The organism is Bradyrhizobium sp. HKCCYLS3077 (assembly GCF_051167555.1).
In the GTDB taxonomy this organism is placed as follows: Bacteria; Pseudomonadota; Alphaproteobacteria; order Rhizobiales; family Xanthobacteraceae; genus Bradyrhizobium.
In genome coordinates this window covers 842,820-858,901 of record NZ_JBNPTH010000002.1, presented here as the reverse complement: position 1 = coordinate 858,901, position 16,082 = coordinate 842,820, and the positions used below count along the sequence as shown (strand labels likewise).

Below are 16,082 nucleotides of genomic sequence, written 5' to 3'. Positions count from 1 at the left end.
ATGACGCTCATGCTCGCTGCCTGAAGTTAAGGACGGTCAAAGATGATCAGTTGCGGAGTACCAGAAACCAGGGCTTGGTTAACGGCTGACTGTCGATGCACGGTCAAAACGCGATCAAGCGCGGATGCATCCTTAGCGAGGTCTTCATTCAAACGCGCTTAGGATGAGGTGTCATGTGGCCACCCGTGCATCGAAGATCGCAATGAACTGGCTTTCAACCTTCAAGACGTCCATCGCACTCGTGCTGCTCGCCGCCGCGCTGCCCCTGGGGTCTGCGCGCGCCGACGAGCTCGGCGTCACCAATGACTCGATCCTGTTCGGCCAGGTGGCGGCGCTGGAAGGCCCGTCGGCCGCGCTGGGCCAGGCGGCCCGCCAGGGCCTGCTGGCGGCCTTCAGCGAGCTCAATGCCAAGGGCGGCGTTTACGGCCGCAGGCTGAAGCTCGCGAGCCGCAACGACGGCTACGACCCGGACCGGTCGGTGGTCGAGACCATCAAGCTGATCTATGAGGACAAGGTGTTCGCGCTGATCGGCGCCGTGGGCACGCCGACCGCGATGGCGACCGCGCCGATCGCGGCCTCCAACGACGTGCCCTTCATCGGCCCGGTGTCCGGCGCCGAATTCCTGCGCGCGCCGGAATTCCAGAACATCGTCAACATTCGCGCCAGCTACGCGGCGGAGGCCGAGGCCTCGATCAAGCATCTGACCGAGGATCTCCGTCTCACCCGGATCGCGATCTTCTATCAGGACGACGCGTTCGGCCGTGACGTGCTGGCCGGCGTCAAGACCCATCTCGACAAACGCGGTCTCGAACTCGCGGCCGAGGGCACCTTTGAACGCAACACGCGCGCCGTCGGCGCCGCGCTCAAGGTCATCCGGCGCGCCGAGCCGGAGGCGGTGATCCTGGTCGGCACCTACGGCCCGTGCGCCGAGTTCATCAAGATGGCGCATCGCTCGGGCTTCAACCCGACCTTTGCCGCCGTCTCCTTCGTCGGCGGCAATGCGCTCGCCAAGGAGCTCGGCCCGGAAGGGCGCGGCGTCATCGTCTCCGAAGTGGTACCGTTCCCGTGGGACACCGACCGGCGCGTCGTCGCCGACTACCAGGCGGCGATGAAGACGCTCGACCCGAGCCAGACGCCCGATTTCATCGGGCTGGAGGGCTACATCACCGGCCGCCTGGTGGCGCGCGCGCTGGCGATGACCGGGCCGAACCCGACCCGGGCGGAGCTGCTGCGGATCATCAACGATGTCGGCCAGTTCGACATCAGCGGCCTCGTCGTCAGCTTCGGCAACGCACGCAAGGACAATCCGCCGCAGGTGTCGCTGACCGTGATCCAGGGCGACGGCAGCTTCAAACCGATCTGAGCCCGCGAACCGTCAGCTCTCAGGCTCAGTTCGCAGGTTCAGTTCGTAGATTTCTTGGGCTTCGGCGGGCCTTCGACCGGCGGCAGCGATTTGAGATAGACCGCCATCGCCTTGCGATCCTCGGGCGTGAGCTGCGAGGTGTTGCGGATCACGCGGGCCATCGATCCGCCGGCGCTGTCGCCATTGGGCAACTGCCCGGTCTCCAGGAAATAGCTGATATCGCTCTCGCTCCAGTCCGACAGGCCCTTCTGGGTGATGTTCGGCACGAAGCCCCGGCCTTCCGGATCGGGGCCGCCGGCGAGCCGCTGCGCCGTCTTGATGCCGCCGAGCGGGTTGCGCGGGCTGTGGCACTCGGCGCAATGGCCGAAGGTATTCACCAGGTAGGCGCCGCGATTCCATTCCGCCGAGCGCGAAGCGTCCGCGACAAACGGCTTGTCGTCGAAGAACAGGAGCTTCCACACGCCGACGGTGCGGCGGATGTTGAACGGGAATGGCAGCTCGTGCGGCCGCGAGGCGCCGCTGACCGGCGGCAGCGTCTTCATGTAGGCGAACAGGTCCCTGACGTCGTCGACCTTCGCCGCCGCATAAGAGGTATAGGGGAACGCCGGATAATAGTGGCTGCCGCCCGGCGACACGCCGCGCACGACCGCGTTGACGAAGTCGGCCTCGCTCCAGCGCCCAATGCCGTCGTTCGGATCGGGCGAGATGTTGGGCGCATAGAAGGTGCCGAACGGCGATTCCAGCGGCAGGCCGCCACCGAGCTTCAAACGGTCGGGCTGGTTGGGCACGGCGTGACAGGACGCGCAGCCGCCGATGTTGAACATCTCCTGGCCGTTGGCCAGATCCGGCGCGCGCGTCGCGGCCGCAAGCGCGATCGTCGACGGCCGGGTGATCCACCAGAATACCGCAAGACCGGCGACGCCGAGCACACACAGGGCAAGCAGGAGTCGTCGGTACATGGTGGCTCCGTCACTGCGGGGAGGATGGCGATCGATCCGGCGGCTTGCGGATACGCCCGCGAGAATAAGACGCCTGTCCCGGACAAACAAACGGGGGCGAACGCGTCGCCGCGTCCGCCCCCTCGAACTTGCGTCAGATCAGCTGTTCTTGAGACGGAAGGTCTCGTGGCAGCCGCCGCATTCCTTGCCGATCGCCGGCGCGGTCGCCTTGAGGCTGTCGAGATCCTTGATCTTGGCCTTGGCCTCGGTGACGACCTTGGCGAAGCTCTCGATCTTGGCGTCGAAGCCGGCCTTGTCTTCCCAGATCTTCGGCGACGGGGCGTAATCACCCTCGAACTTCGCGCCCTTCAGGCTGGCCGGATACATCGTCGGCAGCTTCTTGGCGGTATCTTCGAGCACGGCCAGAGCGGCATTGACGGCGGCCTGGTCATACGGCTTCTCGCCCTTGACCATCGCGATCAGCACACCGCCGAGGTTCTTGGCGTTCGCCTTCATGATGTCCTGGCTCTGCTTGACCAGGTTGTCCTGTGCCATCACGGCGCCGGCCCCGAGCAGCAACGCTGCTGCTGCCACCACGACAGTCCGCTTCATCAATTCGCTCCTTTGTTGTCACAATCCCGTCCAGCCCACCCGGACGGGTCGCGCCTGTTTGGTCAACCCCTGCCCCGGCGGGTTATTCCGGAATTGAGGCGGATATCGGAGAGGTCCACTGGGAGAGGGTACTCAGAGACTGTGACGGCGATGCTGCTCCCGGATCGCGATCCAGACCCGCTCGGGCGTCGCCGGCATGTCGATATGGTCGATCTTGTACTCACGCCACAGCGCTTCGACGATCGCGTTGACCACCGCCGGGCACGAGCCGATCGCCCCCGCCTCACCCGCGCCCTTGACGCCCATCGGGTTGGTCTTGCAGGGCACGTTGTGCGTCTCGAAGGTGAAGGTCGGCGCGTCAGCCGCGCGCGGCAGCGCGTAGTCCATGTAGCTGCCGGTGACGAGCTGCGCGTCGGCGTTGCTGTAGACCACCTGCTCCATCAGCGCCTGCCCGATGCCCTGCACCGCGCCGCCATGGACCTGGCCGGCGAGCAGCAGCGGATTCAGCGTCACGCCGAAATCGTCGACGATGACGTAGTTGACGATTTTGATGATGCCGGTCGCCGGATCCAGTTCGATCTCCGCGACATGGGTGCCGTTTGGATAGGTGCCGTCGGCGCTGGCGAAGGTGGCACTGCCGGCGAGCTTGGCTGGATCGACGCCCGGACGCTTGGCGAGATCGGCGAAGGAGATCGACCGGTCGGTGCCCGCGACGCGGATCACGCCATCGGCAATCTCGAGGTCGCCCAAGCCCGCTTCGAGCGCTTCGGCCGCGATCTGCTTGAGCTTGTCACCGAGCTCATGCGTGGCACGCTGCACGCTGACGCCGCCCGACGGGATGGACGCTGAGCCGCCGGTGCCGAGGCCCGTCGGAACCTGCGCGGTGTCGCCCTGGTGGATGTGGACGCGCTCCGGCGGCAGGCCGAACTGCTCGGCGACGATCTGCGCGTAAGCGGTCTGATGGCCCTGCCCGCTCGACTGCGTGCCGATCAGGATCGTCACGTCGCCGTTCGGATCGAGCTTCACATGGGCGGTCTCCTCGCCCATCGTGCCGCACACCTCGACATAGCTCGCGAGCCCGATGCCGCGGACGAGACCATTCTTCTTGGCCGCCTTGGCGCGCTTGGAAAAATCCTTCCACTCGGCGATCTCCATCGCGCGCTTGAGATGCGCGTTGAAGTCGCCGGAGTCGTAGACCTTGCCGGTCGCGGTCTTGTAGGGCAGCGCGCGCGGCGGGATGAAGTTCTTGCGCCGGATGGCATCGACGCTCATGTCGAGCTTGCGCGCGCAGGCATCGACCAGGCGCTCGACCACATAGGCCGCCTCGGGGCGGCCAGCGCCGCGATAGGCGTCGACCGGCACGGTGTGGGTGAAGATCGTGCGCACGCGGCAATGGAAGGCCTGGATGTCGTAGAGGCCCGGCAGCATGCCGGCGCCGCCATGCGGGATGTAGGGCGCGAAGGTCGAGAGATAGGCGCCCATGTCACCCATCAGATCGACGTCCATGGCGAGGAACTTGCCGTCCTCGGCGAGCGCCATCCGCGCGGTGGTGACGTTGTCGCGGCCCTGCGCGTCGCCCATGAAATGCTCGGAGCGGTCGGCGGCCCAGCGCACCGACTTGCGCAGCCGCTGCGCGGCGACCGCGACCAGCGCATATTCCCGGTACGGAAACAGCTTTGTGCCGAAGCCGCCGCCGACATCCGGGCAGATCACCCGCATCTTCTCGGTCGGGATCTTCAGCACGTTCTGGCAGAGAATGTCGCGCAGCCGATGGCTGCCCTGGCTGCCCGCCGTCAAGGTGAGGTGATCGCGCTTGGTGTCGTATTCGCAGACCGCGGCGCGCGTCTCCATGAAGCTCGCGACCACGCGCGGATTGACGATGCGGATCTCGGCCACCGCATGCGCCTTCGCGAACGCCGCCTCGGTCGCCGACTTGTCGCCGATCGAGACGTCGAACAGCACGTTGTTCTTGTGATCGGCCCACACCTGCGGCGCGCCCGGCTTGATCGCGTTCACGACGCCGGTGACAGCCGGCAAGGTCGTCCACTCCACCTTGATTGCCTCGAGCGCGTCGCGCGCGTGATCGAGCGTATCGGCGACGACGAAGGCGACGGCGTCGCCGACATGACGCACCTCATCTTTGGCGAGGATCGGATAAGGCGGCGCGGTGAACGGATCGGTCTCGAGGTTGAACAGGCACGGCAGGCCGCCGAGTTCCGCCGTGTCCTCGGCGGTCAGAATCAGCGCCACGCCCGGCAGCAGCCGCGCTGCGGCGACGTCGATCGTGAACTTGGCATGCGCCTGCGGCGAGCGCAGCACCAGCGCATGCAGGGCGGCGGATGGCGCGAGATCGTCGGTATAGCGGCCCTTGCCGCGAATCAGCGCGTCATCCTCTTTGCGGAGAACGCTTTGTCCCATACCGAACTTGATTGGAGCTGCCATCTGGTTTCTCATCCCGCTTCGTTTTGGCGATGTTGGCGCCATATTGCAGCGGAACGCGAGCCCGCGCAAACGGCATATCGGCCGCAGGGGACCACGAACGGTCAACTCTCGTCGGGTCGACGCCCGGCTCGCACCGGATCACGTGATATTGCATTGCAATGGACGCTCCGGCGCACGGTCCGGCGCCGGAGCCCCTGCCCTATCGGGCCATCAATGATGCGCGTGCTCTGCCTTGGCGGTGCCGTCCTGCTGACCGCCCGGCGCCTGGGCGCCGACGCCGAGCACGTCGAGCAGCACCGCCATCTTGCCGGCGCGCTCGAACTGCAAGGTCACAGGAACAGACTTGCCCTCGACCAGCGGCGCCTTCAGGCCGGTGAGCATCAGATGAATGCCGCCTGACGTGAGCGTGACCGTCTGCCCTGCGGGGATCGGCAGGCCGCCGTCGATCGGCCGCATCACCATGACGCCGTCGCGCGTCGACATCTCGTGGATCTCGACGGTCTCGGCGATATCGGCACTGGCCGCGATCAGGCGATCCGGCTCACGGCCCGTATTGGTGAGCGAGAGATAGCCGGCGCCGACCTTGGCGCCCCCCGGCGTGGCGCGGCTCCAGCCGGACGACACGATGATGTCGCCCTTGGCGACACCGCGCGGCGGCGGCTCGGCCGACGTCAGCCGCAACAGCGGCGCGGGATATTTCAGCGCATGCGGATCCTGGCCGGGCGCGGCGAGCTCGACCCATTTCGCCGTACCCTTCTCGCAGTCCTGGACCGCGGCGATGGGCAGGACATCGCCGGGCTTGAACGTGTCGGCCACGAATCCCGTGAAGGTGAACTCGTCGTAGTAGCCGTCCTCCAGCCGCCCGCTCCAGCTGATCTCCTTGACCCCTTCGCTGAGCTGCGCGCCGTGGAAGAAACTGTAGGCCCGCGCGTAAGCGCCCTTCTTGACCTCAATGGTCCAGCCCGGCTTCGGCATCGGCTTGATCGCGATCAGGCCTTCCGGCACCTGCACGGTCAGCCGCACGGTCGCTGCGCCCTCGCAGCCATGAGGCACGGCGAGCACGGCCTTGAACGTCTTGCCGATGCGCGCCTCCGGCTTGTCGAGCACGACATGCGCCTGCGCCGGGACGCTGCCGACGGCGGCGGAGAGAGCGGCGAGGCCGAGCAGGATCGATTTCACGAGAGTGGTCCTTTGCGAAGGTGTGGTGTGATCGCGCATGCTGCAGCTCCTCACAATTTGTAGCGGAGGCCGGCATAGACGCCGCGGCCATTGCCGGGGTTGAACAGTGTCGACGTCGGCGTCGCGCGATCGATGATGCTGGTGGTCGCGATATACGCCTTGTTGGCGAGGTTGCGCCCCTCGAGATAGGCGGAGAAATTCTTGCCGTCGTCATAGGTCGCCTTCAGGCCCCACAGCAGATAGGGGTCCGTGGAGAGGGTGTTGGCGCTGTCGACGAAATAGGATTGCGGCACCCACTCGATGTTCGGCCCGAAGGCGAAGCCCGCCGGATGCTTGTACAGCAGCTCCGCGCGCAGGAAGTGCGGCGGTGCGCCCGGCAGGCGGTTGTTGCCCCAGGTCGCGTCGTTGCTGTAGCGGAAGTCGTTATAGGTGTAGGCGAGGTTGAGCCAGACGCGGTCCGGCGCATCGCTCTTCACCGCGAGCCCCTTCAGCAGGCTGAGGCCGAGCCCGGCCTCGATGCCCTGATGCATCGTCTTGCCGGCATTGGTGACGTTGCAATTGCCGAACGACGAATAGAAGCATTGCAGCTCGTTCTGGATATCGGCGTGGTAGAGCGCAAAATCCCAGGTGACGTCGGGCCGCCGGCCGCGCGTGCCAATCTCATAGGTCGTCGCGGTCTGCGCCTTGATGTCGTAGAAGCGCACCAGTGCGCCCCTGCCCTCGCCGAAGCTCGGCGCCTCGCCGCTGCGCGAGATGTTGGCGAACACCTGCCAATTCGGATCGATGTCCCAGAGCACGCCGATCTTGGGGCTGGCGAGGTCATAGCTGGCGCGGCCCGCGGCGTCGCCGTTGAGCGTGAAATTGACCTGCTGGCTGCGGACGGCATGCAGGAACTGCGCACCGGCGATCAGCGAGACGCTCGGCAGCGCGTACCAGGCATTCTCGGCATACAGCGTGTAGTTCTCCGGATTCTGGGTCAACGAGGACATCTGCATGCCCTTGTTGCCGCCGGTGTTGACGAACTGGTTGGCATCCGTGGTGCCGTTCTGGATGTTCAGCCCGACCGTGAAGCGGTTGCGATGGCCGCCGATCTCGCGATCGTCCACCGCGCGCACGAAGCCGCCATAGTCGTGATAGCGATAGTCGAGCCACTGGAAGATCGGATGCATCAGATGCCGGTCGACGGCGAACACGCCGAACTCGACATCGGTGTTGTCGAGATGGATCGTCGACTTGTTGGCGACGCGCACCGTGTCGATGTTGCGCTGCCAGTCGTTGAGCACATTGTTGGCCGCGGCCGTCTGCGGCGAGTTGAGCGCGCTGGTCTTGCTCACCTCGCCCGGGATACGCTGCCGCACCGAGTTGGCGTTGAGATAGAAGCGTGTCTCGAAATCGGGCGAGACCTGGTAGCCGAGATTGGCGCTGCCGCGCTCGGACGTGCCCCAGCTGTGGTCGCGATAGCCATCGACGCGCGACGCCGAGCCGGTCACGAAATAATCGGCCGCGCCATACACGCCTCCAGTGGAGGCTTGGCCGCGCAGGAAGCCGAACGCGCCGCCATCGAGTCGGCTCTCGAACGCCGAGGCGTCGCGCCCGGTCGGCGTGACGAAGTTCACGGCGCCGCCGAGCGAATTGGCGCCGTAGCGCAGCGCATTGGCGCCCTTGTAGACCTCGACATAGCGATAGGCGGTCGGATCGATCTCCTGGAAATCGCCGTAGCCGTCGGCGGTGTTGATCGGGATGCCGTCGAGATAGAGTTGCGTGCCGCGCAGATGGAAGTTGCGCGACAGGCCGGAGCCGCGAATCGACAGCCTCGTGTCGTCACCCCATTTCGGCTGAGCGAACACGCCGGGCACGTAGTCGAGCACGTCCTTGATGGTCTGCGCCGCGCCAGTCTTGAACGCGGTATCGGGCACGACGGCCACCGCACCCGGCGTCTGCTGGATACGCTGGGTTGCCGTTTGCGTGTTCGGCGAAGTCCGACTCGGCGCCGGACCGGCGGGAGCCGCCGCGGCCGTCTGCGGTGCGGCGGCTGATCGCGGCGCGCGCGCTCTCCGCGTGGACGGATCATTGCCGGCGGGCCTCGCCGGACGCGACGCTGCGGGCCTGCCCGGGTCGACATTGACCGTCGGCAGATTGCTTGGCTCGCGGGCTTGCGAGAAACAGGGAGATGACAACGTGACGAGGCACGTCGCCGCGCAAAGCGCGGTTACGGAACGGGACATGATGAACCTCTGGACGAACGAAACCTGACGACAAACTGCGATCAGGCGTTCGCGGGAGGTCCTTGCGACAAGCGGGGTTCACGGAGACGGGAATCGCGCGCAGCCCAGGCGGCGAAGCTGGCAAGCCTCAGCTCGCTGGCACTGCGCAGAAGCAGCGCGGCGACCGGTGTCGGCACCGGCGCGGCGTGGGCGGCGAAGGCGCAGACCGCGCAGAAGTCCTTATGCAGGACGGCCGAGGCCGGCGCGCTGGTGCCGTGGACGGTCCCATCAACGTCGGTGCAGATCACGCCGAGATCGTTGGCGGCAGCGGCCGCCATCTGCGCCGACATCGCGCCGGCGAGCACCATCTGCAACGCGATGAGATAGGCGGCCAGAATGCCGACCGTCCTCCTCGCCCAATGTGCAGTGCCTCGCCGTCGCGTCACCGACTATCTCCCCGCGCCAACCATATTCGCCGCGCCGCAGTGGCGCAAGGCGTAACCGATGCGCGCGCAGGATCTCATCAGTTCGCGCGCAGTCGCGTCTCATGCTGCGCGCGGGCCTCAGCGGCGCACCAGCGCCTTGAGCCAGCGCAGGCCGAACAGCCCGAGAATAGCGGCGGCATAGATCACGGCGCCGACCGCGATCAATAGGCCCAGCATCGCCTCGTCCTGCAAGCGGCCGAGGAAGGTCAGATGCGGCGTTGCCAGGACAACCGTCAGCCACAATGCCGCCGCAAGCAGGACGCCGGTGGCCGCAAATTTCAGCAGCGACGCGCTGAGACGGCGATCGACCACGAGATAGCGCTTGTGCACGGCGAAGCCGAGCACAAGCAGCAGATTGATCCAGGCGCCGACGGCGGTGGCCAGCGCCAGGCCGACCTGGGCCAGGGAGCCCATCAGCAGCACCTTCAGCACGACGTTGACCGTCAGTCCGGTGAGCGAAGCCTTGACCGGCGTCGCCGTATCCTTGCGCGCGTAGAAGGTCGACACCGCGCTGCGGATCATCACGAAGGGAATGAGCCCGACGGCGTAGGCGGCGAGCGTCGCGCCGGCCGCCGCGGCATCCCCTTTGGTGAAGGCGCCGCGTGCGAACATCGCGCGCGTGATGACGTCGGGCACGGCGAGGAAGGCGGCGACGAACGGCACCGAGAACAACAGCGTGAACTCGAACGCGCGGCGCTGCTGCTCCATCGCGCCCTGGTGATCACCCGCCGTCAGCCGCCGCGACATCTCCGGCAGCAGCACCGTGCCGATGGCGATGCCGATCACCCCGATCGGCAGCTGGTTGAGACGGTCGGCGTAATACAGCGCCGAGATCGCGCCGGCCGGCAGGAACGTCGCGATGATGGTGTCGGCGAACATCGCGACCTGCGTGCCCATCGATCCCAGGGTCGCCGGCCCCAGCGCCTTGAAGAAGGCGCGGATGTCGTCGTCGAGCTTGAGCGGCGCGAACCGCGGCAGCCCGCCATGGCGCGCGAGATCGCCGGCCAAGAGAAAATATTGCAGGAAGCCGGAGATCAGCACGCCCCAGGCTGCCGCATGGCCCGCGTTCGGAAAGAACGCCGCCAGCGCCAAGGTCAGCATCATCGCGAGATTGAGGAAGATCGATGCCGCCGCAGCGCTGGCAAAGCGCTGCATCACATTGAGCATGCCGCCATACAGGGTCACCAGGGTGATCAGCAGCAGGTACGGAAAGGTGATCCGCGTCAGCGTTATCGCCATCTCGCGCTGCGCGGGATCGTCGGTGAAGCCCGGCGCCAGGATCGTCATCGCCTGCGGCATGAACACCCAGGCGAGGATCAGCAGAACGACCTGCGAGGCCAGCAGCAGCGTGAAGATCCGGTCAGCAAACAGGCTCGCCGACGCCGGCCCCTTCTCGCCATGAACATGCGCATAGGCGGGAACAAAGGCGGCGTTGAACGCGCCTTCGGCGAAGATCGCCCGGAAATGGTTCGGCAGCCGGAACGCAATGAAGAACGCGTCGGCGACCGGCCCGGCGCCAAGGATCGCCGCCAGCATGATGTCGCGGGCAAAGCCGGTGAGTCGCGACAGCAGCGTATAGCCGCCGACGGTGAAGATACGTCCGAGCATGGGGGGCTTGTAGAGGATTGGGGGCGGAGTTTGAAGCGGGACGTCCGCGCTCCCACTTGCGGCCCAGATGTGGCGTTCGCTGCATCAACTCTCCAACACGCGATGAGCCGGCGGCTCGTCAGCCATCATCGAGCATTGCTGGAAACGAGCCTCGAAGACATGATCGGCTGCTACGATCATCTCAAATGAGTTGATCGATATCTCAATATGAGATATTCGTCATGAAAGCGATCGTCTACACCGCCGCTGCGAGACGGGCCCTTCGCGGGCATGCGAATCGCGCCGAGTTGATCTTGGCGAAGATCGAGCAATATGCGGCTGCGCCCGAAACGCAGGCGAACAACGTCAAGAAGCTCAGGGGACGTTCCGACTATCGGTTGCGCGTCAGAGATTTCCGGGTCGTCTTTTCAGAGACCAAGGACACCATCACGATCCACGACATCGGGCCGCGCGGCGCCATCTACGATTGAGAGGCGACACCATGACCAAGGTGCAGAAGATTACGTCGCCGAACGGCGAGGAGATGGTGCTGATGTCGGTCGCCGAATATGAGCGACTGCTCGAAGCGGCGGAGGATCTGCGAGACAGCGAGATCGCGGAGCGATCGCGCCGCGAGATCGAGGCCGGCACAGAGGAGTTGCTAACCCACGGCGAGGTGACGGAGATGTTGGCCGCGAAGTCCCCCCTCGCCTTCTGGCGCAAGAAGCGCGGCCTGACTCAGGCCGCACTCGCCAAAGCCACAGGCGTTGCGCAAGGCTTCCTTTCCGAAATCGAAGCGGGACAAAAGCCGGGCACCGCCGCGACGCTGAAAAAGATCGCCGATGCATTGCGGATCACGGTGGATGATTTGATATAGATCGGCACGTGGGGCTGATGCCGGCGTCACCAATCCAGATTGACGGCAGCGGAACAGAATTCCGATAAAAATAAATCTATTGCGCTTTTGTGGAAATCATGATTATCTCCCGCCATCCCGCCTCATCGCAGAGGGGCGTTGCGCGCGATCGTCACGACACGCGAGGTGGGGAGGCGATGGCCGTGGGAGCTCGCAGCATGTCCTCCGGGGCGTGCGGACGAACGGGCGCTCACGGACGGTCAAGTCGCGTGGTCCTGGCCTCCCGAAGCTGAGGTCAAGTTCGCGCTGGTGCTGACAGCACGGCGCTGATGACGGTGGCCAACGAGCCGGGCACCGGGGAGATCGCGAAGCAGCCGGAAGCCCATCGCGCAGGGAATGCCGGAATGTCGGCTGCACCTGTGGTACCTGCCGCCTGCATTCTTTTTCGCAGGCGGGCCATGGGTGAGGCCTTCACCCGGCATTCCCTGCGCCCTCTGCACTCGTGCGAGGGCGAGTTGATCGCAGACCTCGGGCATGATGTGCCGCGAGAACGCGCGGTCATGTCGTTCGCTGTTTGAGATGTAAATCAGACTACGAGCCACACGGCCGTAGGATGGGCAAAGCAGCCGCCCGCAGGGCGGCCGCGTGCCCACCGTGCATCGGCATCGGTGGTGAGAATGGTGGGCACGGCGCGCTAGAGTTCAGCGAAACAAGCACATAGATGGGCGCGCCTTTGCCCACCCTGCGGACTCGGACGCGAGATGAGGCCACATGTCTCACCAGCGTCATTGCGAGCGCAGCGAAGCAATCCAGAGTCACGCGCGCGGCCCTGGATTGCTTCGCTGCGCTCGCAATGACGGCGAATATGCCGATCCTACGTCCGCACGAATGATACCGGTAAGAAGCCCGGACGCCCCCCTCACCCACCGTCGTCATCCCGGACAAGCCTGCCGGCGCGAAGCGGCGGCGGGCGCCGATCCGGGATCCATACGCCGTGGCAGACGTGTTGAGAAAAAGGCCAATGACCAGCCTGCCTCAAACCGCTTCCTGGGGGTATGGGTCCCGGCGCCGCGTGCGCAATTGCGCACTAGGCCGGGACGACACTGGTGTGTGGGGCTGCCGGTAGGGGGCAGATCAGTTCAGCGCGTGCGGTCTCAGGCCAGCGCGCCGCGCACGACGTCGATGATGCGGGCTTGCGTGGCCTCGTCCAGATAGGCGTGCATCGGCAGGCTGATGACGTCGGCCGAGAGCTGCTCGCTGACCGGCAGGCCGCCATCGGCGCTCGGGAAAATGCGGTACGCGGTCTGCTGGTGCATCGACTTCGGATAGTAGATCGCGGTCGGGATGCCCTGCGCCTTCAGCGCGGCCGCAAACGTGTCGCGGTCGACACCGCGCGGCAGGCGGATGGTGTACTGCGCCCAGACCGAGGTGCAGCCCTCGACGAGGCGCGGCACCTTGACGACATCGGCCAGCGCCACCTTGTAGCGCTCGGCCACCTTGTTGCGGGCCGTGATCTCGTCCTCGAAGATCCTGAGCTTCTCGATCAGGATTGCGGCCTGGATGGTGTCGAGCCGCGCGGTGAGGCCGAGGCGGACGTTGTCGTATTTGTCGCTGCCGCCGCCATGGGCGCGCACGCTGCGCAGGCGCTCCAGCAGGCCAGCATCGTCGGTGAGGATGGCGCCGCCGTCGCCGAAGCAGCCGAGCGGCTTGGCCGGATAGAAGCTGGTGGCGGTGGCGAGACCGAAGGTGCCGATGCGGCGGCCCTTGTAGCTGGCGCCAAAGCCTTGGGCAGCGTCGTCGAGCACGAACATGCCTTCGTCCGCGGCGATCGCGGCGACGGAGTCATGATCGGCGGCTTGGCCGAACAGATCGACCGGGATGACCGCCTTCGGCTTCAGGCCGAGCCGCTTCGCGGTGGCGATGCCGCGGCGGAGCGAGGCCGGATCGATGTTGAAGGTGTCTTCCAGCACGTCGACGAACACCGGCGTGGCGCCGGTCAGCGCCACCGACTCGCCGGTGGCGCAGAAGGTGAAGGACGGGCACAGCACGGCATCGCCCGGGCCGATGCCCTGGGCCATCAGCACCATCAAGAGCGCGTCGGTGCCGCTGGAGCAGCTCACGGCATATTTGGCGCCGCAGAACTCAGCGAGCTCCTTCTCGAGCTGGATGACCTCGGGGCCGCCGAGAAACTGGCAATGCGCGAGCACGCGGGCGACCGCGTCATCGAGCGATTGGCCGAGCCGCTGGCGCTGCGCGGCGGTGTCGATGAACGGAATGGGCTGATGACGCAAATGCTGGTTCATGAGCTCTACAACGTTGCGAAATTGGACAGGGGTGGAGCGGACGCGCGCCTAGCCGGCCGCGCGGAGCTTGGCGGCCTCGGCCGGACGATGGCTGGAGGTCTCCAGGCACTGCGTGGCGATCGCGAGGCTGGCGACGCCCTCGTCGCCGGTGACGGCCGGCGAGGTGCCGGAGCGCACCGCGTGCAGGAAGGCGATCAGCTCGGCGCGCAGCGGCTCGTCATGGCCGACCGGCAGATGCCGCATCGAGTAGCTGCCGTCCGGCTTGAAGCCGAAGCATTCGGTGACCTGGCGGGTCAGCAGGTCGCCCATGATGTACTTGCCGCGCGTCGCGACCGTGACGTTGCGCGCCTTGAACGGCGTCAGCCAGTTGGTGTTGATGTGGGCGAGCACGCCGGAGGCGGTGCGGAACTGCAGCAGCGCGATGTCCTCGCGCTCGGCCACCGCGCTCGACAGCTGCGGCTGCACCTCGACGATATCAGACTCGGTGAACCAGCGGATCAGGTCGATGTCGTGCACGGCGAGGTCGATGACGACGCCGACATTGGACATGCGAGGCGGGAACGGGCCGACGCGGGTGATGGCGATCGACAGGATGTCCTCGCCGGCGATCGCCTTCTTGATCGCGGCCACCGCCGGGTTGAAGCGCTCGACATGGCCGATCATCAGGGTGACGCCGGCGCGATGCGCGGCCGAGACGATCTCCTTGCCCTCTTCGACCGTCGAGGCGATCGGCTTCTCGACGAGCAGATGAACCTTACGGGCGATGCAGGCGAGCGCGAGCTCATGGTGCAGGTGAGTTGGGGCGGCGATGGTGACCGCGTCGACGCCCTCGGCGGCGAGCTGATCGAGGCTCTCGAAGGTCGGACAGTTCGCAAGCTGGGTGACGCGATCGCGATGCGCCGGCAGCGGATCGACCACGCCGACGAGATGGACATCGGGGAGACCTGCGAGCACGCGGGCATGGTTGCTGCCCATCACGCCGGCTCCGATGACGCCAACGCGCAGCGCCTGTCTCAGATCGGCCTTGTGGCCCGCCCCCTTGGAACTCATGTCTCTCGACCCCATCGATGTCACGGAATGGCCATAACAGTTAATGAACTGCAAATCAGCCGGACGAAGCTCTCCTAGCATGGCGCTTCCGGCGAGGCGAATGCCGAAAGCCTTTTCAGGACACGATTTGATTCAGAAAGTTACATCGGAGGAGAACGAAAAGCGGAGCAGTTTGAAGGGCCTGCAGCGGGCCCTTCGCGTGTGGCAGTGGTCTTGCTCAACGATCGCGACAGGCCGCGCAGACATGGGATGAACGCGTTCACGCCTGCGTGTAGGCCGCGTACCGAGGTAACGCGATGGATCGCCCCGGCGAAGACAGAGCCATGTCACATCGCGGGAGAAAGCCCATGACCATCCGCCTCGCCTCGTTTCGCCACGCTTGGCACCTCGCCCTGCTGCTGGCGTCGTTCGCGCCCTGGGCACCGTCGGCCGCTGCCGCGGCGGAGAGGCCGGTGGTGATCGAGCTGTTCACCTCGCAGGGCTGCTCCTCCTGTCCGCCGGCCAATGCGTATCTCAACGAGATGGTGCGGCAGCGACGCGACGTGCTGCCGCTGGCCTTCCACGTTACCTACTGGGATCGCCTGGGCTGGAAGGACCCGTTCTCACTGCAGGCGGCGACCGATCGCCAGGCCCGCTATGGCAGCCGCTTCGGCGACGGCTCCTACACGCCGGAGATCGTGATCGACGGGGTGACCAGCCATGTCGGCTCCAACAGGGCCGAGATCGGGCCAGCGATCGACCGCGCCAAGGGCGCGAGCACGACGGCGGCGAGCGTCAGGCTCGCGCGCAACGGTGACAAGCTCACGGTCGATGTCGGTGGCGGTGAAGGACGCGGCCGCATGCTGCTGGTCGGCTTCGACCGCCGGCACGAGACGCCGATCCGGCGCGGCGAGAATGGCGGCCGCACGCTGGAGGAGTTGAACGTGGTGCGCTCGGTGCGCTCGCTCGGCGACTGGAGCGGCATCGCGCTGCGGCTGACCGAGTCGATGCCGGAGGGCGAGGATGCCGCCGTCCTGCTCGAAGCGCCGGACGGCCGCATCGTCGGCGCCGCGCGCTTGTAGCC

Annotated in this window: 14 protein-coding genes; 5 read left to right on the top strand and 9 right to left on the bottom strand. The window is 66.2% G+C overall.

Annotation, left to right across the window (positions count from 1 at the left end):
• The first annotated feature begins 202 nt into the window (after positions 1 to 202).
• Positions 203 to 1,363: an ABC transporter substrate-binding protein gene (locus ACQR0Z_RS10080; protein ID WP_434859526.1), complete on the top strand. Its 1,161-nt coding sequence runs from the start codon at positions 203 to 205 to the stop codon at positions 1,361 to 1,363.
• 38 nt (positions 1,364 to 1,401) lie between these two features.
• Here ACQR0Z_RS10080 and ACQR0Z_RS10075 read toward each other — a convergent pair whose 3' ends face one another.
• From ACQR0Z_RS10075 to murJ, 7 genes are all read right to left on the bottom strand, one after another.
• Positions 1,402 to 2,322: a c-type cytochrome gene (locus ACQR0Z_RS10075; RefSeq protein ID WP_434918490.1), complete on the bottom strand. Its 921-nt coding sequence runs from the start codon at positions 2,320 to 2,322 to the stop codon at positions 1,402 to 1,404.
• 138 nt (positions 2,323 to 2,460) lie between these two features.
• A complete protein-coding gene (locus ACQR0Z_RS10070; protein WP_434859524.1) occupies positions 2,461 to 2,913 on the bottom strand; it encodes a c-type cytochrome in 453 nt (150 codons plus the stop codon).
• A 132-nt stretch (positions 2,914 to 3,045) separates the two neighbouring features.
• Complete coding sequence (locus tag ACQR0Z_RS10065; RefSeq protein ID WP_434859523.1) at positions 3,046 to 5,355, bottom strand: xanthine dehydrogenase family protein molybdopterin-binding subunit; 2,310 nt, start codon at positions 5,353 to 5,355, stop codon at positions 3,046 to 3,048.
• Positions 5,356 to 5,565: 210 nt separating this feature from the next.
• Entirely contained in the window at positions 5,566 to 6,573 is a 1,008-nt protein-coding gene (locus tag ACQR0Z_RS10060; RefSeq protein ID WP_434918489.1) for a DUF1775 domain-containing protein, read from the bottom strand.
• A gap of 11 nt (positions 6,574 to 6,584) precedes the next feature.
• Positions 6,585 to 8,759 carry a TonB-dependent receptor family protein gene (locus tag ACQR0Z_RS10055; RefSeq protein WP_434918488.1) on the bottom strand — a complete coding sequence of 725 codons (2,175 nt, stop codon included), beginning with the start codon at positions 8,757 to 8,759 and terminating at the stop codon, positions 6,585 to 6,587.
• Positions 8,760 to 8,800: 41 nt separating this feature from the next.
• A complete protein-coding gene (locus tag ACQR0Z_RS10050) occupies positions 8,801 to 9,184 on the bottom strand; it encodes a DUF2946 family protein (RefSeq protein ID WP_434918487.1) in 384 nt (127 codons plus the stop codon).
• A gap of 117 nt (positions 9,185 to 9,301) precedes the next feature.
• Complete coding sequence (gene murJ, locus ACQR0Z_RS10045; RefSeq protein ID WP_434918486.1) at positions 9,302 to 10,831, bottom strand: murein biosynthesis integral membrane protein MurJ; 1,530 nt, start codon at positions 10,829 to 10,831, stop codon at positions 9,302 to 9,304.
• A 221-nt stretch (positions 10,832 to 11,052) separates the two neighbouring features.
• Here murJ and ACQR0Z_RS10040 point away from each other — a divergent pair, with 221 nt between their 5' ends.
• The 3 genes from ACQR0Z_RS10040 to ACQR0Z_RS10030 all read left to right on the top strand — a co-directional run bounded on the left by ACQR0Z_RS10040 (position 11,053) and on the right by ACQR0Z_RS10030 (position 12,244).
• Positions 11,053 to 11,301, top strand: coding sequence for a type II toxin-antitoxin system RelE family toxin (locus ACQR0Z_RS10040; protein ID WP_434918485.1), 249 nt, complete (start codon positions 11,053 to 11,055; stop codon positions 11,299 to 11,301).
• Between the two features lie 11 nt (positions 11,302 to 11,312).
• Positions 11,313 to 11,687, top strand: a complete 375-nt coding sequence (locus ACQR0Z_RS10035) for a helix-turn-helix domain-containing protein (RefSeq protein WP_434918484.1) — start codon at positions 11,313 to 11,315, stop codon at positions 11,685 to 11,687.
• A gap of 308 nt (positions 11,688 to 11,995) precedes the next feature.
• Positions 11,996 to 12,244: a hypothetical protein gene (locus ACQR0Z_RS10030; RefSeq protein WP_434879087.1), complete on the top strand. Its 249-nt coding sequence runs from the start codon at positions 11,996 to 11,998 to the stop codon at positions 12,242 to 12,244.
• 576 nt (positions 12,245 to 12,820) lie between these two features.
• On the opposite strand, the gene ACQR0Z_RS10025 is transcribed toward ACQR0Z_RS10030, so the two are convergent.
• Complete coding sequence (locus ACQR0Z_RS10025; protein ID WP_434918483.1) at positions 12,821 to 13,969, bottom strand: DegT/DnrJ/EryC1/StrS family aminotransferase; 1,149 nt, start codon at positions 13,967 to 13,969, stop codon at positions 12,821 to 12,823.
• Between the two features lie 48 nt (positions 13,970 to 14,017).
• Positions 14,018 to 15,019, bottom strand: coding sequence for a Gfo/Idh/MocA family protein (locus tag ACQR0Z_RS10020; RefSeq protein WP_434879085.1), 1,002 nt, complete (start codon positions 15,017 to 15,019; stop codon positions 14,018 to 14,020).
• A 347-nt stretch (positions 15,020 to 15,366) separates the two neighbouring features.
• Between ACQR0Z_RS10020 and ACQR0Z_RS10015 the strand changes: the two genes are divergently transcribed.
• Positions 15,367 to 16,080 (top strand): DUF1223 domain-containing protein, encoded by a 714-nt coding sequence (locus ACQR0Z_RS10015; protein ID WP_434918482.1) that lies wholly within the window; start codon positions 15,367 to 15,369, stop codon positions 16,078 to 16,080.
• Positions 16,081 to 16,082: the final 2 nt, after the last annotated feature.